The sequence below is a fragment of the Paracoccus everestensis genome, from assembly GCF_021491915.1.
GTDB lineage: Bacteria > Pseudomonadota > Alphaproteobacteria > Rhodobacterales > Rhodobacteraceae > Paracoccus > Paracoccus everestensis.
Window position 1 is genome coordinate 1,221,866 of sequence record NZ_CP090836.1, and the last position, 20,166, is coordinate 1,242,031.

At 63.1% G+C, this 20,166-nt stretch carries 13 protein-coding genes, 1 other RNA gene and 2 pseudogenes; 10 read left to right on the forward strand and 6 right to left on the reverse strand.

Annotated features, from left to right (window positions below; genetic code table 11):
• Positions 1 to 2: 2 nt before the first annotated feature.
• Together LZ585_RS06085 and LZ585_RS06090 are read right to left on the reverse strand one after the other, a co-directional pair.
• Positions 3 to 2,723: a [protein-PII] uridylyltransferase gene (locus LZ585_RS06085; RefSeq protein WP_390625112.1), complete on the reverse strand. Its 2,721-nt coding sequence runs from the start codon at positions 2,721 to 2,723 to the stop codon at positions 3 to 5.
• A gap of 65 nt (positions 2,724 to 2,788) precedes the next feature.
• Positions 2,789 to 3,997: a penicillin-binding protein activator gene (locus LZ585_RS06090; protein WP_234855516.1), complete on the reverse strand. Its 1,209-nt coding sequence runs from the start codon at positions 3,995 to 3,997 to the stop codon at positions 2,789 to 2,791.
• 88 nt (positions 3,998 to 4,085) lie between these two features.
• On the opposite strand from LZ585_RS06090, the gene rsmI reads away from it, so the two are divergent.
• The 5 genes and pseudogenes from rsmI to LZ585_RS06115 all read left to right on the forward strand — a co-directional run bounded on the left by rsmI (position 4,086) and on the right by LZ585_RS06115 (position 8,296).
• Complete coding sequence (gene rsmI / locus LZ585_RS06095; protein ID WP_234855517.1) at positions 4,086 to 4,991, forward strand: 16S rRNA (cytidine(1402)-2'-O)-methyltransferase; 906 nt, start codon at positions 4,086 to 4,088, stop codon at positions 4,989 to 4,991.
• Between the two features lie 92 nt (positions 4,992 to 5,083).
• The gene (locus tag LZ585_RS06100) at positions 5,084 to 5,434 is read left to right on the forward strand and encodes a YraN family protein (RefSeq protein WP_234855518.1); all 351 of its coding nucleotides are present in this window, start codon (positions 5,084 to 5,086) and stop codon (positions 5,432 to 5,434) included.
• Between the two features lie 497 nt (positions 5,435 to 5,931).
• Positions 5,932 to 7,061, forward strand: a pseudogene (locus LZ585_RS06105) (IS701 family transposase).
• A gap of 241 nt (positions 7,062 to 7,302) precedes the next feature.
• On the forward strand, positions 7,303 to 7,776 hold the full coding sequence (locus tag LZ585_RS06110; protein WP_234853179.1) for a winged helix-turn-helix domain-containing protein: 474 nt from the start codon (positions 7,303 to 7,305) through the stop codon (positions 7,774 to 7,776).
• Positions 7,763 to 8,296 (forward strand): IS630 family transposase, encoded by a 534-nt coding sequence (locus LZ585_RS06115; protein WP_256445605.1) that lies wholly within the window; start codon positions 7,763 to 7,765, stop codon positions 8,294 to 8,296. The genes LZ585_RS06110 and LZ585_RS06115 overlap by 14 nt, the downstream gene beginning before the upstream one ends.
• 115 nt (positions 8,297 to 8,411) lie before the next feature.
• Here LZ585_RS06115 and LZ585_RS06120 read toward each other — a convergent pair.
• Positions 8,412 to 9,648, reverse strand: a pseudogene (locus tag LZ585_RS06120) (IS3 family transposase).
• Between the two features lie 848 nt (positions 9,649 to 10,496).
• Here LZ585_RS06120 and LZ585_RS06130 point away from each other — a divergent pair.
• Positions 10,497 to 12,398, forward strand: coding sequence for a zinc dependent phospholipase C family protein (locus tag LZ585_RS06130; protein ID WP_234855519.1), 1,902 nt, complete (start codon positions 10,497 to 10,499; stop codon positions 12,396 to 12,398).
• Positions 12,399 to 12,409: 11 nt separating this feature from the next.
• The gene (locus LZ585_RS06135) at positions 12,410 to 13,552 is read left to right on the forward strand and encodes a hypothetical protein (protein WP_234855520.1); all 1,143 of its coding nucleotides are present in this window, start codon (positions 12,410 to 12,412) and stop codon (positions 13,550 to 13,552) included.
• A gap of 340 nt (positions 13,553 to 13,892) precedes the next feature.
• Here the strand turns inward: LZ585_RS06135 and ffs are convergent.
• Positions 13,893 to 13,989: signal recognition particle sRNA small type (ffs, locus tag LZ585_RS06140), an RNA gene on the reverse strand.
• A 39-nt stretch (positions 13,990 to 14,028) separates the two neighbouring features.
• Positions 14,029 to 15,882 carry a bifunctional 2',3'-cyclic-nucleotide 2'-phosphodiesterase/3'-nucleotidase gene (locus LZ585_RS06145; protein ID WP_234855521.1) on the reverse strand — a complete coding sequence of 618 codons (1,854 nt, stop codon included), beginning with the start codon at positions 15,880 to 15,882 and terminating at the stop codon, positions 14,029 to 14,031.
• Positions 15,883 to 16,175: 293 nt separating this feature from the next.
• On the opposite strand from LZ585_RS06145, the gene LZ585_RS06150 reads away from it, so the two are divergent.
• Entirely contained in the window at positions 16,176 to 16,628 is a 453-nt protein-coding gene (locus LZ585_RS06150; protein WP_234855522.1) for an SRPBCC family protein, read from the forward strand.
• Here LZ585_RS06150 and LZ585_RS06155 read toward each other — a convergent pair.
• Entirely contained in the window at positions 16,625 to 17,482 is an 858-nt protein-coding gene (locus LZ585_RS06155; protein ID WP_234855523.1) for a prephenate dehydratase, read from the reverse strand. The two genes, LZ585_RS06150 and LZ585_RS06155, sit on opposite strands and share 4 nt — an antisense overlap.
• A gap of 115 nt (positions 17,483 to 17,597) precedes the next feature.
• Here LZ585_RS06155 and LZ585_RS06160 point away from each other — a divergent pair, with 115 nt between their 5' ends.
• Together LZ585_RS06160 and LZ585_RS06165 are read left to right on the forward strand one after the other, a co-directional pair.
• Positions 17,598 to 18,131 (forward strand): c-type cytochrome, encoded by a 534-nt coding sequence (locus tag LZ585_RS06160; protein WP_234855770.1) that lies wholly within the window; start codon positions 17,598 to 17,600, stop codon positions 18,129 to 18,131.
• Positions 18,132 to 18,281: 150 nt separating this feature from the next.
• Entirely contained in the window at positions 18,282 to 20,144 is a 1,863-nt protein-coding gene (locus LZ585_RS06165; protein ID WP_234855524.1) for an extracellular solute-binding protein, read from the forward strand.
• The last annotated feature ends 22 nt before the right edge of the window (positions 20,145 to 20,166 follow it).

A 20,166-nucleotide genomic window follows, 5' to 3' on the forward strand; every position in this document is an offset into this window, starting at 1 on the left:
ATTCAAGCCTCTGCCCGTTTTGCCCCGTCGGCGATCGCCGCACGCAATTTCTTTTCCAACGCGTCGCGTTTTGCTTCGCTGTGCAATTTGAGGCCGAACATATCCTTGACGTAGAAACTGTCCACCACCTGCGCGCCGAAAGTGGCAATCACCGCGCTGACGATCTGGATATGGTTCGCGGCCATGGTGCGCGTCAGGTCGTACAGCAGGCCGGGGCGGTCGCGGGTGTCCACTTCGATGATGGTATAGATGTCGCTGCCTTCGTTGTCGAAGGTGACATGGGTCGGAAACCTGAATTCCCGCGTGCGTTTCTTGGGCTTGTCGCGGCTGGCAAAGGCTTCCCGGGCGACGATTTCCCCCATCAGGATGCTCAGGATTTTCTGGCGCAGCCTAGGCATCCGGTCCTCGGCAAAGGGGCTGCCATCGGGATCCTGGACCCAGAAGACGGCGGTGGCAAAGCCGTCGCGGGTCGTATAGGTGCGCGCGTCCACCACATTCGCGCCCATCAGCGTCAGCGCCCCGCACAGGCGCGAAAAGATGCCCGGATGATCGGCCAGCACAAAGGCCGCGCGCGTCGCGTCGCGATGAGGATCGGCGCGCAGGTCGATGCGAATCTCGTCCACGCCGATGTCGCGCAGCAATTCGGCAAAGCTGGCCTGCGTTTCGGTCGGAAGACCCGACCAATAGCTGTCGTAATGACGCCCCAGTTCCGCGCGCAAGGCCCGGGGATCCCAGCCCTTGGCGGTCAGCAGGTGGCGCAGGCTGCGCTTGGCCTCGTTCTGGCGGCGGTCGCGGTTCAACTCCTCCAGCCCGTTTTCCAGGACGGCGGCGGTTTCCTCGTGCAGCTTGCGCAACAGCGCCGCCTTCCAGTTGTTCCACGTTCCCGGCCCGACGCCGCGGATGTCGCAAACGGTCAGCACCAGCAGCATGTCCAGCCGACGCCGGGTCTTCACCGCCTTGGCGAAATCGCGCAGGGTGCGGGGGTCGGCGATGTCGCGTTTCTGCGCCACATCCGACATCAGCAGGTGATTGCGGACCAGCCATTCCACCGTGTCGACATCATCCTGCGGAAAGCCGAAGCGCGCCGCGATCCGCCGCGCCAGCCTTGCCCCCAGGATCGAGTGGTCCTCGCGCCGCCCCTTGCCGATGTCGTGCAACAGGGTCGCCAGATACAAAACGCGGCGGTTGATGCCGGTTTCCATGATCTCGCTGGACAGGGGCAGGTCGTCGGGATGCTCGCCCCGCTCGATCTCGGCCAGGGCGGCGACGCATTGGATGGAATGTTCGTCCACCGTGTAGTGATGATACATATTGAACTGCATCATTGCCACGACGGGTTCGAATTCCGGGATAAAGGCCGCCAGCACGCCCAACTCGTTCATCCGCCGCAGGCCCCGTTCCGGGTTTCCGTGCTTCAGCAGCATATCCATGAAGATCCGCGTGCCTTCGGGATCGGCACGCATCTTGTCGTCGATCAGGTCCAGGTTGGCCGCGACAAGGCGCATCGCGTCGGGATGGATCAGGATGCCCGTGCGCAGCGCTTCCTCGAACAGGCGCAGGATATTCAGGGGATCCTTGAGGAATTCGGTGTCGCTGGTAATACTCAGGCGGCCATGATTGTCGGTAAACCCGTCCCGCATCTTGCGGCGGCGGCGGAACAGGCGGCCCAGGAAAGGGGCGCTGCGGACATGGCGGGCCTCGAGTTCGGTCAGGAACACGCGGGTCAGTTCGCCCACATGGGTAGCGTGGCGGAAATAGTCCTGCATGAAGTATTCAACGCCACGCCGTGCCGAGGTATCGCGATAACCCATGCGGCGTGCCACCTCGACCTGCATATCGAAGGACAGGACATCGACCGGACGGCCCGCGATCAGGTGCAGGTGGCAGCGCACGGCCCACAGGAAATCCTCGGCCTGCCAGAAGGCCAGATGTTCCTCGCGCGTGAAGACGCCCAGATCGACCAGTTCGACGGCGCGGTCCACGCGGTGGATATACTTTGCGATCCAGTAAAGCGTCTGCAGATCGCGCAGGCCGCCCTTGCCCTCCTTGACATTGGGCTCAAGGACGTATCGCTGACCGCCCTGCCGCTGGTGGCGGGCAGCGCGTTCTTCCAGCTTGGCCTCGATGAATTCCGGGACGGTCCGGGAAAACAGGTCAACCCACAGGCGCTCGCGCAAGTCCTCGGCCAGGGGGGCGTGGCCCGTCACCAGGCGGTGTTCCACCAGCGATGTGCGGATAGTCATGTCTGAAGTGCCAAGACGGATGCAGTCGTCAACGCTGCGGATCGAATGGCCGATCTTCAGCTTCAGATCCCACAGCATGTACAGCATGGATTCGACCACACTTTCCGCCCAGGCTGTGATTTTCCACGGTGTCAGGAACAGCAGATCGACATCGGATGCAGGCGCCATCTCGGCCCGGCCATAGCCCCCCACGGCCAGCACGGCCAGCCTTTCGGCCTCGGACCGGGATCGCTGGGGATGCAGCCAGGCCGTTGCGACGTGATGGGTGGCGATGACGATGCCGTCGGTCAGACCGGCGATGGCACGCACGGTTTCGCGGGCGGCGCGAGGGTGGCCGGACAGGCTGGCCTCGATCGCCTGCATGGCCTTGGTGCGGGCCTCGGACAGGATCGCCACAGTGCGCGCCCGGATCTCTCGCCCCTCGGTCAGGCCGGAAAGCGCATGTTCCAGGATCGGCAGGAAACTGGTGGGCTCAAAGATCGGATGCGCCCCGGACAGGGCCGGGGCGCTTTGCAGGATCGTCTTGTCGGACAGGTCGGCCAAGATCAGAACCCGGCGCGACCAAATTCGCTTTGTGCCGGATCAAGGATCACCACCCGGTTGCCGCGCAGGGTAGCGACTGCCAGGGCTCGTTCCGAGGTTCCGTCCGGCCGCAAGCGAAATACTCCGCCCACGCCCGCAAAGCCTGCTCGCTGTGTCAGCCCGGTGGTGGTCAGGGCATTGCGCTGTCCGCCCCGCACCAGCGACGCGATGGCCGCCACGCCGTCATAGGCCAGGCTTGCCAGTTCATGGGGCTGTTCGCCATAGGCGCTGCGATACCGCGCATCGAACTGTGCCCGCAGGCCTTGATCGGGAATGGCAAACCATCCTTCCTGCAACTGCGCCATCCTTATGCGCGCGGGCGGCTGGTCCCAGCGGGTCAGGCCCATCATCTGCGTAACCGGCGAACGCACCCCGGCGGCGGCCAGCTTCTCGGTCAGATAGGGAAGGACGGCTTGGTTGTTGGCGGTCATGAACACCGCATCGACCTGGCCCGACTGGGCGGCCGCCGCGATCTGGGGGGCGACGGCATCGATGCCGGTCACGGATACCGGGTGGTTGATGCGTCCTGCCAACCGCGCGCCGTTGCGCGCGATGGCTGTCTCGATGGCCCGCCCGCCCAGCTGGCCCGCGATGTCATCCTCGGCCACGACATAGATGTTGCGCTTGCCCTGCCGGACGCCATAGCCGACCAGCCGGTCGGCGATATTGGCAAAGCTGTTGCCCAGGATGAAGACGTTGCCGCCTGCGACCTCGGCATTGTTGGAAAAAGACAGGACGTTCACGTTGCGCGGGCGCATGGCGTTGCCCACGGCATTCGCGCCTTCGGCGAACAGGGGACCGACGATGATCTGCGCGCCTGCGTCCACGGCCGCATTGGCCTGGGCCACGGCCTGTCCCGTGCTGGTCCCGGTGTCATAGACACGAAGGTCGATATTGGCGCCCTGTGCATCGGCCGCGGCCATGCGCGCCGCGTTCTTCAGGCTGCGCGACAGCCATTCCAGATCGGCCGATCCGCTGCCGCCCGGCGCCAGAAGGGCAACCCGAACCGGTTCTCCCGGGTTGATCAGGGGACCGATGGCGGGACCGCTGGCCTGTTGCGATCCCCCGACGGGGTCACAAGCCGCAAGAACAAAGGCTGACACAATGGCGGCGGCCTTGGTGACGACGCGGCGCAATCCGGTGGCGGGCCGGGCTGTAGCGGAAACGACCATATGAAACTTCCCTGCTGTAGGATATCGGCGAGGTGCGGGCAGCCTAGGACCAACGGCCCGCCTTGGCAATCAGTCGGAGGAAAAGGCAATGACCGGCAAACACGAAGACCCCCAGCCTGCCCATCGCCTGACTGCCCATGTCGAGGCGCCCCGGCTGGACACTGGCCTTTATCTGGTTGCGACCCCCATCGGCACTGCGCGCGACATCACGCTGCACGCGCTTGATGTGCTGAACGCCGCCGATGTGTTGGCAGCCGAAGATACGCGCGTCCTGCGTCACCTGCTGGACATTCACGGCATTCCGCTGCGGGGCAGGCGGATCGTTCCCTATCACGACCATAACGGGGAACGCGCCCGGCCCGGGCTGATGGCGGCCTTGGCCAATGGCGCCAACATCGCCTATGCCTCGGATGCGGGAACGCCGCTGGTGGCCGACCCTGGATACCGTCTTGCGCGCGAAGTGGCTGAGGCGGGCCACCGGGTCCACGCGATCCCCGGCCCCTCGGCCCCCCTGGTCGCGCTCAGCCTGTCGGGGCTGCCAACCGACCGTTTCCTGTTCCTGGGCTTTCCGCCCTCCACCAAGGGCGCACGGATGACATGGCTGCGTGACTGGATGGCGGTCGATGCGACGCTGATCCTGTTCGAAAGCCCCCGGCGCGTTAATCAAACATTGAAAGAGATGTGCGAGGTTGATCCGAATCGACTTACAGTGGTGGCACGGGAACTGACCAAGAAGTTCGAGGAGGTGATCCGGGGAACCGCCGCAGACTTGGCCCAGGATCCGCGCATGGCTTCGCTGAAGGGAGAGGTCGTGATGCTGGTCGATCGACCCGGCTCGGTCGTGGCCGACGACCAGACCATTCGTCAGGCGCTGCGAACGCGTCTGGGTTCGATGACGGTGAAGGATGCCGCGAGGGACGTGGCAACTGAATTGGGAATGGCGCGGCGCGATGTTTACCAGATCGCGCTTGGGCTGGGTGAAGAAAAGGACTGAACATGGGTCATGCCGTCAGATCGCCGGACTTGCCATGGACGATAACGGCACAGCCCACGCAGGTCTCGTCGGCCCGGCGAACACGGGGCCGCATGGCGCATCTTTCGGGCGCCCTGGCCGAAGACAGCGTGGCTCGCCTGCTGGAACGAAAGGGCATGACGATCCTGGCCCGGCGCTGGCGCGGCAAGGCGGGGGAAATCGACCTGATCGCCCGCGACGGCCCCTGCCTGATCTTTGTCGAGGTCAAGCAATCCGCTACCCATGAGGATGCTGCCCATAGGCTGGTCGCCGCGCAGCAGGGCCGCATCATGCGCGCGGCCCTGGAGTATTGCGACGCTGAGGGACTGGCGGCCCTGCCGGACATACGCTTCGACGCCGCGCTGGTGGACAGTCAGGGCCGGGTCGAGATCCTGGAACGCGCCTTTGAGGAAGCCTTTGCCTGACCGACCGCTGGACGGATTGAGGAAGTCCGGTGCAATCAGCCTTTATGCCGCTGGGAAGGTTCCAGCGTTTGCGCCTTTTCAAGGGAGAGGTTGGCAAAGAAAAGGTTTCGGCTATCACGCAGAGGGCATCTGCCAGGGATCGGCCGGGGTTTCTTCAGCGTTTGAGGATCAGGGTCTGATGCGGTCGGGCGTGAGGCTGAGCGTGGTTCGCCGGCCAAGCCAATCAACGGGCCGATGTCCGCAGTGAAGGCATCACGAGAAGGGTTTTCGCGTCGTTTTCTAGATTCCGGTAAATACCAGAATCTTGCAGATAGGCGCGCCATCGGCACACCATCATGGACAACGACAACTCCGCGATCTAGCATTACAGTTGCATTCTCCTCTTCTGCCTGAGTCCATGCGCTTTCATGATTGATGGAGGCTCGTGGATGGCGGGCTTGTCGGTCGAGGAGACGCTGTAGCTTTGGGCCTCGTCGCTTCGTGCTGCGAAGGCTCGCATGCGCCAGCTGTTCACGCAGCACGGGTTGCGGTATCGGCCGAACGGTTTCTCGACAGTTTATTGGGCGAGGAACGGCGCAAGACGGGCTGGATGCGAGAGGAGGCGGCTAGAGATCCGGGTCCTTGGCGGCAGCAGGCCATTCTGGGACGCGCCCCTTGGGATGCCGATGCCCTGCGCGATATTGTTCGGGACTACGCCCTGGACACTCTTGCTGATCCCGAGGCGGTGCTGGTGATCGATGAAACCGGCTTTCTGAAGCAGGGCCACGCATCCTGTGGAGTAGCGCGCCAATTCACCGGATCCGCAGGCAAGATCACCAATTGCCAGATCGGTGTTTTCGCCAGTTATGTTTCGCGCCATGGACATACCTTTATCGATCGGGCGCTTTATCTGCCAAAAGCCTGGACTGATGATCTGGAGCGGCGAACCAGGACCCATGTCCTCGAGGCTGTGCAATTCGCCACAAAACCTGCTCTTGCCCGCGCCATGATCGAGCGTGCGCTGTTGGCTGATGTCCCCTTCTCCTGGGTGGCTGCCGACAGCGTTTATGGCGTCGGTGCCATCGAAATGGCGTTGCGCCGTGCCGGCAAGGGCTATGTGCTGGGCGTCAGCGCCAGTCATTCCTTCACGTCCTGGGGCAAACCCCATGCCTTCAGCGGAACGGCAAGGGGCATCGCGGGAGCCTTGCCGCCAAAGGCTTGGCAGCGCCTTTCGGCAGGTTCGGGCACAAAGGGCGAGCGCCTCCACGACTGGGCTTACCTTGATCTGGCTGATCTCGACGCAGGCGACTTCAATGCCGATTTGCATGGGGTCTGGACCCGAGGCCTGCTGATCCGCCGCAATATCTCTGACAGCGAGTTGGCGTTCTTCACCACCTGGTGCCCGGAGGGCACGGGCATGGATACACTGGTGCGCGTCGAAGGACATCGATGGGCAATCGAGGACAGCTTCGAGACCGCAAAGAACGAACTCGGCCTTGATCACAACGAGACCCGCTCCTGGCACGGGTGGCACCGCCATGTGTCGTTGGTCATGCTGGCCTTTGCCATGATGGCGACCATTCGCCATCACGCCAATGTCGAACCGCCCAAAAAAACCATGCGCAGGATGCCAGGACACCCAAGCTGATCCGCTGGTCAATCCAGGAGATCCGACGCATCGCCAATCGCTTGGCCCAACGTCAGATCGAACCGGCTCATATCATCGCATGGTCGATGTGGCGAAGGGCCCATCAAGCCGCAGCAAGCCAGGCACACCTACGAAGAAAGGTGCAACTGTTCTTTCCACAGCGTATCGCGGGCATTAGATTCAGGATTCCCCGTTTCTTGGGATGTGCTTCCCTTTTGCTGAGGCAGGTATGGGTTAGTTGATGGGCAAGCCACATCCAATGGAGCTTCGGACGCGGGGTGTCGCGTATGTGGATGAAGGCCACAGGCATCGCGAGGTGGCGCGGCACTTTCGAGTGTCGCCCAAATTCGTCAACGATCTGGTGAAGCTGCGGCGCGAGACCGGGTTGCTGAGGCCGAGGCGGCAAGGCAATGGTGGGGGACATGGCAAGCTCGCCGGCGTGACCAGTTGGCTCAAGGCGCGTGTTACGGCCAAAGGTGAGATAACGCTTGATGAGTTGGTGGTCGAACTGGCAAAAACCCACGGCATCGCCGTCCACCGTGCCACCGTCTGGCGGGTGTTGCGCGGGCTCGGACTGACACACAAAAAAGCCCTGCAGGCGCTTGAACAGAAGCGCCAGGGCGTCGCTGGCCTGCGTCATGTCTGGATCGCGAGGCGCCAGCCTTTCATGGCCAATCACCTAGAGCGGCTGGCTTTCCTTGATGGTGAGGCGTGAGCCCGCCACCGGTCCGAGGGCCACGCCGAACGGAATCAAGACGAACATGACCAAGACCACCGGCTGGGCGCCTTGTGGGCAGCGCCTCGTCGATCATGCGCCGTTCGGACATTGGCGGAGCCAGACCTTCATTGCAGCTCTGCGCCATGACCGGTTGGACGCGCCTTGGGTGATCGATGGGGCAATGAACGCCGAGATGTTCAACCTTTATCCCAAAACCCAGTTGGTCCCGACACTCCATCCCGGCGACGTTGTCATTCTGGACAACCTTTCCAGCCATAAAAGTCCTGCCGCAGCGGCAGCGCTGCGCGATGTCGGCGCGTGGTTCCTGCGCCGGACGCCATACAGTCCTGACCTCAACCCGATCGAAATGGCCTTCTCCAAACTCAAGGCGCTGATCAGAAAAGCCGCCGCCCGAACCTACGATCAGCTTTGGGCGGCGGTTGGCAAGGTCTGCGACCTCTTCTCCGACGAGGAATGCTACAACTACTTCAAAGCCGCAGGGCATGAGGTCGATTGAATGCAACGGGATCTAGTACTACAGTTGCATTTCATGTAGGTTTGTGGTTCCCTTGCCATGGTGTCGCTTAGCGCGCATTGGCCCTGTCCCGTATTTGTGCTGCTCTGGTGCTCGTTCAGGCTGCTTGGCGCTCAAGGGCCAAGGGGGTTTTTCCTCCCGATGCTGAATGCCGACGGCGCGAGTTATAAAAGCCGTTGATGTATTGGAAGATGGCTGTCTCAGCCTGGCGACGCGTTTCCCACGACCTGCGCCCGATCAGTTCGGCCTTGATGGTTTTGAAGAAAGGTTCGACGGCGGCATTGTCGTAACAGTTGCCTTTGCCGCTCAGCGACGCTTGCAGGCCATGTTCGCGCGGGACCTTCCGGTAGTCATGCGAACAGTGTTGCGAGCCGCGTCAGCTCGTGGAAGACGCGGCCCCGCGGCGGTGATCGCAGGGCGATGGCCATTCTCAATGCCCGGATCGCCAGATCGCGTTTCCTGCGGTTGGCTCGCGGCCCAGCCGATCACGCGCCGGCAGTGCAGGTCCAGGAGCGAGGCCATGTCCGCCACCGGTCCGAGGACCATGGTCGAGCGCCAGATGCAGCCAACCCTCGCGGGTCCAGATGTAGCTGATGTCGCCCGCCCATGTCGCTGCGCGGTCTTTCGGTTCTGGTCGGGCCGATCTGCCATGAAGTCACGATCCAAGCCGGGTTCGGCGCGCTGTTGAAGGCGTGATTGCTGTCCGTGGTCGCCTTGAATTTGCGCGTTCTTTCAACGACGATCCCGTTCTCCCGCATCAGTCGCCCGCCCCGGCGATGGCCTACATCGATGCCAACTTCCTTCAGTTCCTCAGTCATCCGGGGACGGCCATGGCTGCCCAGGCTCAGACGCGACTGTTCCTTGACAGGGGCCAAGAACAACCCTGTCCATGCGCTGCCAGCGACTGGCCGGGCGGCTGCAAAAGGCCCGCAGCCCGCGGGGGCTGACATTCCTCACCTGGCACAGCCGGTCGATCGGGAAGGCCCCACGCTGCTCTTCGACGAACCTGAACCGCACGGCTTTTGGCTCGCGAAGAACTGGGTGGCTTTTTTCCAGGATCTCCCCCTTTCGCCGGGGAAACAATCCCCCAGACTGTTTCGCGGATCCGGCTCAAATCCTTGAGGATGCGGATCTCGCGCCCAAGCCGTTATTCTCCGGGCAAGCTCGCGGTCCTCTGCTGAGACCACATCCGTGTCGCGATGGGCGTTCCCCCATGGGTTCAAGGTCGACACGCCGACCCCCAGATCATCCGCAATCTGACGTCGCGAAAGCCCGCTCGTCCGTGCAATGCGCACCGCATCCTTGCGAAACTCATCCGTCCTGCCTGTGCCCAGGGTTCATCTCCTTTGCCGCACATTGTGCTATCAAAGGAGCGCCACCAAGCCGCGACAGGTCCATCATGTCAGCATCCTCGAAATGAACGGCGAGAGCTATCGGCTCGCCAACAGCACTGCCCGAAAGCGGAAACCGAAGTCCTGAAAGGACATTGCATCGTTTTGGCCCCAAGGGCCAAAGCGCCATAACACGCGCCAGCTATATGTTAAGCGCACCATGGCGCCGGTCACCGCCACCTAGCCGGGCTTTCCGCCGCCGCGTGGCCGGATATTGCACCGCCGTTGGCAACGTTCCGGGGCCAGAAAGACCACGCTGTCCTTGGCTTTTCGAAGAGAGAAATGGTCGTCTGCTCGTTCGCGGCCAGATCGCCGCAGCGAAGGACGACTCTGGCTCCCTTCGGGACTTGGCATCGCCTCCTCCAGCAAAGGAACGCCGCGCCAGACCAGGATCACCAAAGTGGCCGCGAGTTAACAAGCACAAGCCAGCGCGCGAAGCCGTCTTTCGGCACGTCGTTTCCTGCGTGCGAATGCGAAAGACGCTGTCTTTTATTATCGGTTCTGCAGCCATTGCCGAACAAACCATTAGTCCGCCCATGGGATCGCACAGCGCATTGGTAATGCACTCACACCAAAAAATACCTATACCCAAGATGTGTTCCAACCGGACGCTATACGGGCAAATCTGCGGGGCCGTGCGGCAGCGCCTAACCGCCAACCAAGCTTCTTCACGAAACGTGTCACTCCTACCCGCTGAATTGACTTTTTCGTGAGTCGGGCGCAGGCTTTGTCTCTACACCAGAATAGCCTTCCTTGCGACTTTTCCACGGATCAGTTCGAGAGGCATTGCCATGCCCGGCCCGGCCCTGCATCACATGATTGTCGATCGGCTGAAGGCGAACATCCAGGCCAACAAGGGCCTCGGCGATCTCGATCCCGCTGATTATGCGGGCATTCAGGCGCTGCTCGCCGATCCCAGGAACCTGCCTTATCTGTTCATCGGTTGCCACGGACCCGATCCATTCTTCTTCAACACCAAGGATCTGAACCCGACGCTGGGAAAATTCGTGGAGATCCACAACGACCTGGCCGACTTCTTGCGCGATTTCGAGAAAACGCTGCTCTCGGCGGTGCCGCAGCCGGTTCTTGACGCGCTTGAGGGCTTTGAGGAACTGGCCAACGAGGTGATCGAGGATTCCGCGCTGCTCAGCGAGATCAAGCAGACCTTCGATGACCTGAACCAGCTGCTGACCGGCTTTGGCGCCTTGCTGACCGAGGCGCTCAAGAAATACGTGTCCGACTTCAACTTGTTCGACATCATCTCGCATCCTTACCGCGATGGGGCGGCCGAAGGAGAGTGGTGGTGGTTCGATGCCATGCACTATCGCAAGACCGGCAAGTTCGCCGAGGCCATGCTGGAGGCCACGCGCGACATGTCCTCACCCCATCATCTTTATGCGCTCGGCTATCTGACGCATGTGGCTGCGGACACGGTCGGGCACGCTTATGTCAATCTTTATTGCGGTGGCCCCTATCGCAGCCAGGCGCAACGCCACAAGACGGGCGAGAACTTCCAGGATGTGTTCAACCTCCTGAATGTCACCGGAGCCGACTTCAACTTCTCGAAGCTGCATCACCTCTACAACTTCAACTTTGACGGCGGTCCCGAGCCGGCAGAGGATCCTACGGCACCATCTGCATTCGCGACCTTCCTTGCCGACACGCTGAACAAGATCTACCAGGAGGATCCCGACGCCGATCCGGATTATGCAAAGACCATTTCCGCCAGCGATGTCGATGACACCTATCGGCTGTGGTATCGCTTCATGAAGGGCTTCACCGAGTCCGGCACGCTGCCGCCGCCAGTTGCCTATTCTCTGACTGCGGAACTGCGCGAGGTTTGGGAAAAGACCGTCGATAATCTGGGTGACGTCGGCGACTTTCTTGAGGATGCCGTCGATGAGGCGGGCGATTTCGGGATCCTGTCGATCTTCATCATTCTGGCCGCCCTTATTGCAGCGGCAGTGATGGCGGCAGCGGCAATCGCGGACGGGATAGCGGGGGCGATTGCCACGCTGGGCACGGCCACGATTCGCTATGCCGCCTGCCTGATCTATGAACAGCTTTACAACGCGTTCCAGATGTTCCGGCTGGCCATCGCCCTGAACGGCCTGGCTTTCCCGATGCGCGAACATCTGGCAGATCCGCGCTTTCGCCAGTTCATGACGCCGGCATTCCCCGACTCCACCGGTGTAAACGCCGCCGCCGTTGCCCCGTTCGAGCCGCTGTTGCGCTTCACGCCTGACTTCCTCAGCGATCCGGCGTCCACCATCTTCAATCAGGAGCGGCACCTGATCTATCCGCTGACCGATGGCGAGAAGCGGAACGTCGTTCCGGCGCCCGGCAGCTATTTCAACCAGCCCTTCACCCATCCGGCCTTTGGGCAAATCCCGCTGGACCGCGAGCTGATCGACGAACTAGTTTCCCTGGCCCAAAGCCCGAACCGAGAAGAAGCCCAGTTGGTATCGATCCTGGGCGAGCGCACCTTGGGCAATGCCCTGGAGCTTAGCGGGGTGCTTTATGAACGCTGGTTCCGCGGCGGCACCTTGCCCGATTTCAACCTCGACTCCGATCGCGGCTATGGCTTCCTGTGCTGGTCCCAGCCCGGCGAAGCCCCGAACAGTCCAAAGCCGCTGCAAACCAATACCTCGGCGGCCGACCCGACCGAGGTGAAAGTCGAGTTCCTGCCCTGAGGAGAGACGCGATGCCAAGCGACATCTCAGCCGAATTCATTGCCGATCTGCGCAAGCGTCGCGAGGCCTACAATCAGGATGCGTTGGGGCAACTGGCAGAAGCGTTTCGCCGCAAGGAACGCAAGCCGCCTGATGTGTTCCATGACAGTTCGTTCCTGTATATCCGTTCCTTTGACGGAGACATCGGCAACCGGCCCTTCTCGAATGTCGTGTTCTGGCATTCGCCCGACCTGCTGCTCAGCCCCGTCAGCAGCGTCGGCGCCTATACCACGACTCTGCAAGCGGGCGAGAGTTACGTGATCCGGACCGTGCTGCGGAACCGGGGCGATCTTGCGGTGCCGAGTGCCAAGGTCGAACTCTATCTGACCGATCCGACGCTTGGCTTCGACACCCGCTTTTCCACGCGCCTGACCACGCTGGGTCATGTCCCTTCCGACTGGGTGCCCGCCGGAGGCAGTGCCGCCGCCGATTTCATCTATACCGTTCCGCCGACCGAATCCGGGCACAAGTGCCTGTTTGCCCGGACCTTCTCCTTCTCGCCGCTGGAGATGCCGGTGGACGACTTCGCGCTGTCGCCACCAATCGACAGGCACGTGGCGCAGCAGAACCTCAACATTGTCGGCCAGGCGCAGGCTTTTGGGTTCAACCTGATTCACCAACCGAACGCCCTAATCCGCATTGGCATCCGCCCGCTGCTGCCGGAAGAACTGTCGGCCATTCGCCATCCGGTCATGGCCGACGTGCGTCCCGCAGCCGAGTTTCCGCGACGCGGCTGGGGGCGGCTGACGGCGATGAAGCTGACTGAGCCGGGCGTCGAGGCCATCCGCATCGAGGACGATCCCGAGGGCCTGAACCTCGCCGCTGAAGATCCCACGGGCTTCGACCTCGGCACCCAGCGAGAGCTTGGGCTTGCGGTTCGCAACGTGCTTGCCGAGGTGGATGCAGGCAAGACAAAGATGTCGCAGCATCGCGACCTGTTGGCCAAGCACCGCGAGATGACGGCACAAGCCCGGCGCAGCCGCTTCGAGATGACGGTCCCGGACATAGGGTTGCGCGAAGGCGAGGCGATTGGGCTGGAACTCACCGCCACCGACCAGAACCTCGATCCGGAACAGCCTTTTGGCGGGGTGCTGATCATTGTGGTGGGTGGCTAGCCGGTGCCCGTCCTGCTGCCTCATGGAAGGGGTACGAAGGCCCGTCGGCATCGCGCGGTCCCGCTGCTCGGCTTGGGCAAGTCCGTGCCGGAGGGCTGCGACTGCGCCGGGCAGACGCTTCATAGCCGTGCGAAACTCGGGGCAAGGGCAGTGCGCAATCCGCTCTTGCCGACGATCTGGCGCAGATCCTTCGGTACTACCAGACGCGCAAAGAATCTGCCGTTGCGGTTCAGTAGGTATCGGATTGCGCCAGCCATGCCGGGGTTCCGGCTGCAACGCCAAACCAAAGCCCCTGCGTCGCAATGGCCTTTTTCCACATCAACAGCTTAGCGGATAAAAGGGTGAGAGGCTGGACAACGACCCAAGCGGGGCTCGTTACGGCTGCTACCTTCCGGTCCTGACCGGGTTGGCGAGGTGCCTGCCCGCGCCAACCTCTCGAGAGGATAGATAATGCGGCGGCGCGCGCGATGCAACCGTCAAAGATGCAGGCGCACCAGGGCGAAATCCCCTTCGGTCTGGCCCAGATAGTCCATGGGCCTGCCGCAGGTCCGGGCGATCTCGGCCAGCAGGGGAAGGCCCTGGGGCCCGGTCTCGAACAGGGCCGAGGTTCCGGGCATCGGCAGGAACTGCCAGGCCGGGGCTGCGTCTATGGACAGCCGGCGGCGTTGGCGCAGGTAATCGCGGATCACGTCGCGGGTCTGGGGCCCGGGCCGCAGGATCACCGGCGTGCCCGCCGTCAGCGGCGCGAACAGCCCGCAGGCGGCCAGGCGATAGGAATTCGTGGCCAGCACGAAGCGATCGTTGTCCTCCACCGGGCGGCCCCGCCAGGTCAGGTCGCGAACCCGTCCCCCGCCGGTCGGGCGTCCGTCGGGCAGAAAGCCTGCGGGACGCGACAGGTCTATCTGCCAGCGGACATCCTGGACGACATCGAACTGATAGGCCGGAAAGCCCGGATCGGTCAGCGGCTGGTCGAGGCGTCCGGGCTGGATCTGCCGGAACAGGCTGGCCGACCGCTCCAGCCAGCCGCGCAGGTCGGCCCCGGTGATCAGCAGGGCGCAGATGCGATTCGGAAAGGAATAGATATCCGTCAGGTTGCCCAACCGCAGCCGGCCGGACGCGACATCGGTGTAATGGCCCGGCCCCCCCCGCCCGCCCGCGCGAAAGGGGGCGGCGGCGGACAGGACCGGAATGCCGTCCAACCTTGTGCCGTCCAGGCTTTTGCGCACGAACCAGCGTTGGGCCATGTTGACCAAGCTTAGCGCCGGATCGACGCCCACAAGGGCGAAATAGCTGCTGATGCGCCGGTCGCTATGGCCGATGCGGCGGCGCAGGTGGGACAGGGTCAGCCGATGCGTGGCGGCCACCGCGTGCAGGACGGCGGGTGCGGCAGGCTGGTCGGGTGCGACCCCTTCGCATCGCGCGGCGGCATCCGACAGATGCCATCCCGCCCCTGGGTCATGCGCCAGCGAAAGGTCGATCACCCCAAGATGCGAACCCCCAAAGCCCGGCATGACGGCAGGCTTGCCCGACAGCGTGCCGCCCGCCGCGCCAATGCCTGCGAGCGGAAAGACCTCGTGCGTATGGCCCGCCACGACCACGTCGATCCCGTCCATGGCGGCCAGTTCCGTTGCGACGTTCTCTGCCCCGGGGCGAGCAGGGCGGTCCGAGATGCCGCTGTGGGCCAGGGCCACGACCAGGTCGGCGCCCGCCGCACGGATCCGGGGCAGGATGCGCCGTGCGGTGTCCAGGATGTCGTCGCAGGCCATCTGCCGCGACAGGTCGCGGTCCCAGGCGGTGGTCTGGGGCGGCAGAAAGCCCACCACGCCGATGCGAAGCACGACCCGGCGCCCTGTTGAGGTCAGGACGGGCTTGTCCAAGACCACAAAGCCCGGAAAATCCGCCCGGCCCCGCAGCCGCAGATTGGCGGCCAGCAGGGGAAACCGCGCCTGCCGGGCCGCCGATTGCAGCACCTCCAGCCCAAAGGCAAAATCGTGATTGCCGATGGCGGCGGCGTCATAGCCCATCAGGTTCATCGCCGCGATGGCAGGATGGCCCCTGGCGCCACGCCGCGCCGCCAGGTCGCCCAGAGGCGTTCCCTGCAGAAAATCGCCGTTGTCCAGAAGCAAGGTGTTCCGCGCCGCCGCCCGGTGGCTGTCCACCAGCGACGCAATCTGGGCCAGGCTTCCCCGGGCGCACGGCCTGTCGGCCAGATAGTCATGGGGCACCAGCTTCATGTGCATGTCGGTCGTGGCCAAGATTCTGAGGGCCACGGTTTCGGCCATGTCGGCTGGGCAATCGCGTTCGCAGATCTGGTCCGTTGCGTCCCGCATTGAATAACCCCGACCACAGGCCGGCGCGATGTCTGAGCCAGGCCGTCTTACCCTATCTAACGGGATCGCAGCGACTCAACCAAAGATTGTCAAGCCTAGAAGATTAATTGCCTTATGCGGGCATATTGATCACAATGGGGCCGGGCGGCACGGACGTGTCGGACCGGGACGACAGATCGGCGGGGCAAGGACGAATGCTTTCCACTTGGTTGAACACATTGCCTGCCGTGCCTTATGAAGCCGAAAGGTCGCGGCAGACGGGCCGGGGCCGCGCCTGGAATGGTCAGACACGCATGAAATTCTCGACCCGCATCGATACGGACAAATCGGCGACCGAACTTTTCGATCTCATCAGCGACTTTTCCCGCAGCGAACGCGCCCTCGTTGCCCGGGGCGCCCAGATCCGCCGGATTGACCCGTCCCAGGATCCCGGCACCGGCCTTGGGTGGACCATCGACTTCAACTGGCGGGGGCAGCGGCGCACCGTGCGGCTGGATGTCACGCGCTTTGACCGCCCATCCCATATTACGCTGGACGGCCATTCTGACCAGTTCGACCTGTCGATCAGCATGACCGTTGTTGCCCTGAGCCGGATGAAATCGCGCCTGCTGTTCGAAACCGAGGTACGCGCCCGCAATATGCGCGCCCGCCTGCTGCTGCAAACCGCCAAGCTGGGCAAGACGCAGCTGGACCGGAAATACGACCAGCGGATCGCCGATTTCGTGGCCCACCTGCGCGCGGCCTAGGCTGCCTGCCGCTGCGCTTCCCGCAGCGGATCGGCGGGATAAACGCCCAGCACATCCAGTGACGAGGTGAAGTAGCGCAATTCGTCCAGCGCACGCTGCAACGCCGGATCCTCGGGGTGGCCTTCGACATCGGCATAGAACTGCGTCGCAGTGAAGACGCCGTCCACCATATAGCTTTCCAGCTTGGTCATGTTGACGCCGTTCGTGGCGAACCCGCCCATGGCCTTGTACAGCGCGGCGGGGATGTTGCGGACCCGGAACACGAAACTGGTCAGCATCCGGTCAGAGCGTCGGCTGTAATCTGGCTGGCGCGACATGATCAGGAATCGCGTGGTGTTGTTCTGCCGATCCTCGATTCCGTCGGCCAGGCGTTCCAGGCCATAAATCTCGCCTGCCAAGGGTGCGGCAAGGGCCGCTAGCGACGGATTGCCGCGGGTCGCGACCTCTTTCGCGGAACCGGCGGTGTCGGCGCCCGTCAGCGCCAGGATACCGTGGCGGCGCATGAAGCCCCGGCACTGGCCCAGCAGCACGGTATGGCTCATCGCCTCTCGGACCTCGGACAAGGGCGTGCCAGGGATCGCCAGCAGGCTGATATGGACCCGGACAAAGGCTTCCTCGATGATGTGCAGGCCGGATTCGGGCAGCAGATGGTGGATGTCGGCCACCCGGCCATAGGTCGAGTTTTCCACCGGCAGCATCGCAAGGTCGGCCTGGTCGCTTCGCACGGCCTCGATCACGTCCTCGAAGGTGCGGCAGGGCAGGGCTTCCATGGCGGGCCGTGCCTTGCGGCAGGCTTCGTGGCTGTAGGCGCCGGGTTCGCCCTGAAAGGCGATGCGGTTCGTGAAGGTGGTCATGGGCCGCTGTCCGAATTTTGAAGGATCGTGGGGTAACTATACCTTGATCCTTCAAAGCGAAAGCGGATAGATACCCGTCGAATTGACGAGCTTACCAATGCGGGGATCGCACGCGATGTTCAACACCATGACCCTGACCAAGGCCGCAGGCGCGCTGATCGGCGCGCTGCTGTTTCTGATGCTGGCCAACTGGGCGGCGGGATCCCTGTATCATGTCGGCGCCGCCCATCATGGCGAGGGTGAGAAAGTCGCGCAGGCCTATACCATCCCGGTCGAGGAAGCCGCCGGCGGCGAGGAAGCGGTCGAGGAGGAAATCGACTTTGCAGCCCTTCTGGCATCCGCCGATGCCGCCGCGGGCGAAAAGGATTTCGGCAAGTGCAAGGCCTGCCACAAGCTGGATGGAACCGACGGCGTCGGTCCCCACCTGAACGGCGTCGTGGGCCGCGAGGTCGCGTCCGTCGCGGGGTTCAGCTATTCGCCCGCCATGGTCGAACACAAGGCCGAGGCGCCCCAGTGGACGCCCGAGGCGTTGCAGGAATTTCTGGCCAATCCCAAGGGCGTCGTGCCGGGCACCAAGATGTCCTTTGCCGGCCTGAAGGATCCGCAGGACCGCGCCGACATCATCGCTTATCTGCAAGGCCAGCAATAGGCACCGGACCTGCTGCGGAACCGGGGGCGCATCTTCGGATGCGCCTTTTTTCGTTGCCTGTCCTCGCGCCGTTCTCACGAAATCGCGGCTTGATCCCGTCCCCGGCACTGGCCTAGCGTGCGTCACAGATCCCCGACCCGGAGTTTGCCGATGCGCCGCCTTGCCCTGATCGCCACGCTGGTTCTTGCCCCGGCATCCGCCGCCCTGTCGCAAGAAGCTGCGGCGACCGCAGACGGCGAGAAGGTCATCAAGACCCATGCCATCGCGCTGTTCGGCGAACCCGCGCTGCCTGCCGATTTCCCCCATTACCCTTATGTGAACCCCGATGCGCCTAAAGGGGGCGAGATTTCCTTCGGCGCGGTCGGTGGCTTCGACAGCTACAACCCGTTTACCCACCGGGGCCGCGCCATTGCCCTGGCCGTGATCCAGTTGGAACGGTTGATGGACAGCCCGGCGGACGAATTGGGCGTGGATTACTGCCTGCTGTGCGAAACGCTGGAATATCCCGAAAGCAAGGACTGGGTGATCTTCAATCTCCGCCCCGAGGCGACCTTCAGCGACGGCACCCCCCTGACCGCCCATGACGTGCTGTTCAGCTTTGAAACCCTGCGCGACAAGGGCTTGTCGTCGTTCCGCATGGCGATGCAGCAGATGATCGCCAAGGCCGAGGTTCTGGACGATCACCGCATCAAGTTCACCTTTGCCGAAGGCTATCCCCGCCGCGACGTGATTTCCCAAATGGGCAACCAGATCGTGTTCTCGAAAAAGGACTTCGAGGATAACGCCCGGGATCTGGAGCAGAGCAGCGACACACCCTTTATCGGCTCCGGACCCTATATGTTCGACCGCGCGGACATCGGCCGTACACTGGTCGTCAAGCGCAATCCCGATTACTGGGGCAAGGATCTTCCCATCAATCGGGGCCGCTTCAACTTCGACCGCATCCGCTATGAAATGTTTGGAGATTTCGACAGCGCGTTCGAATCCTTCAAGGCGGGGGAATATACCTATCGCAATGAAACCTCGTCGATGCACTGGGCCACGCGCTATGACTTTCCGGCGCTGGCCTCGGGCGCGGTGGTGCGTGAAACGCTGCCCGACGGGCAGATCGCCAGCGGCGATGGCTGGGTCTTCAACCTGCGCCGCGACAAGTTCAAGGACATCCGCGTGCGCGAGGCGGTCGGGCTGATGTTCAATTTCGAATGGACGAACCAGACGCTGCTGTACGGCTTGGAAACGCGTGTCAATTCCTTCTGGGACAACAGCCAGTTCCGCGCCGACGGTCCCCCCGCCGATGCGGAAAGGGAACTGCTGGAACCCGTCGCCGGTGATCTGCCCGAAGGCATCCTGACCGATCCCGCCGTGGTCCAGCCGGTATCGGGTGAACGCCAGCTTGACCGCCAGAACATGCGACGCGCGGTGGCCCTGCTGGATCAGGCGGGCTGGACGGTGGGCGACGACGGAATGCGCCGCAATGCCGCAGGCCAGCCCCTGATGATCGAGATCCTGAACGACGACGTGGGCAACGACCGGATCATCAACCCCTTCATCCAGAACCTGCGCGCCATCGGCATCGACGCCACCAATCGCCGCGTGGACAACGCGGAAATGCAGTTGCGCACCCGGTCCAAGGATTTCGACATGGTCGAGGATTCTCTTGGCCAGTCCTATGCGGTCGGCGGCTATGCGGGCCAGGTCTTCGGATCCGAGGACGCGGACGACGTGTTCAACCCGATGGGCTTGGCAAACCCTGCCATCGATAAGCTGCTGGAACTGGGCCAGCAGGCCGAAACCGAGGGCGACAACATCGTGGCGATCAGCGCCCTGGACCGCGCGCTGCGCAGCCTGCGGTTCTGGGTGCCGAAATGGTTCAAGGCCGAATATACGCTGGCCTATTACGACATCTATCGCCACCCCGAAACCATGCCGCCCTATGCGCTGGGCACGCTGGATTTCTGGTGGGCCGATACCGCGCGCGAGGCGGAATTGAAGGCCAGCGGCGCGATCCGCTGATGGCAGGGTTGATTTCCCGGCG

Bases quoted from the DNA above. Each gene is read 5' to 3' on its own strand.
- LZ585_RS06090 (WP_234855516.1), bottom strand. From the start codon at position 3,997: ATGGTCGTTTCCGCTACAGCCCGGCCCGCCACCGGATTGCGCCGCGTC.
- rsmI (WP_234855517.1), top strand. From the start codon at position 4,086: ATGACCGGCAAACACGAAGACCCCCAGCCTGCCCATCGCCTGACTGCC.
- LZ585_RS06100 (WP_234855518.1), top strand. From the start codon at position 5,084: ATGGCGCATCTTTCGGGCGCCCTGGCCGAAGACAGCGTGGCTCGCCTG.
- LZ585_RS06110 (WP_234853179.1), top strand. From the start codon at position 7,303: ATGGGCAAGCCACATCCAATGGAGCTTCGGACGCGGGGTGTCGCGTAT.
- LZ585_RS06115 (WP_256445605.1), top strand. From the start codon at position 7,763: ATGGTGAGGCGTGAGCCCGCCACCGGTCCGAGGGCCACGCCGAACGGA.
- LZ585_RS06130 (WP_234855519.1), top strand. From the start codon at position 10,497: ATGCCCGGCCCGGCCCTGCATCACATGATTGTCGATCGGCTGAAGGCG.
- LZ585_RS06135 (WP_234855520.1), top strand. From the start codon at position 12,410: ATGCCAAGCGACATCTCAGCCGAATTCATTGCCGATCTGCGCAAGCGT.
- LZ585_RS06145 (WP_234855521.1), bottom strand. From the start codon at position 15,882: ATGCGGGACGCAACGGACCAGATCTGCGAACGCGATTGCCCAGCCGAC.
- LZ585_RS06150 (WP_234855522.1), top strand. From the start codon at position 16,176: ATGAAATTCTCGACCCGCATCGATACGGACAAATCGGCGACCGAACTT.
- LZ585_RS06155 (WP_234855523.1), bottom strand. From the start codon at position 17,482: ATGACCACCTTCACGAACCGCATCGCCTTTCAGGGCGAACCCGGCGCC.
- LZ585_RS06160 (WP_234855770.1), top strand. From the start codon at position 17,598: ATGTTCAACACCATGACCCTGACCAAGGCCGCAGGCGCGCTGATCGGC.
- LZ585_RS06165 (WP_234855524.1), top strand. From the start codon at position 18,282: ATGCGCCGCCTTGCCCTGATCGCCACGCTGGTTCTTGCCCCGGCATCC.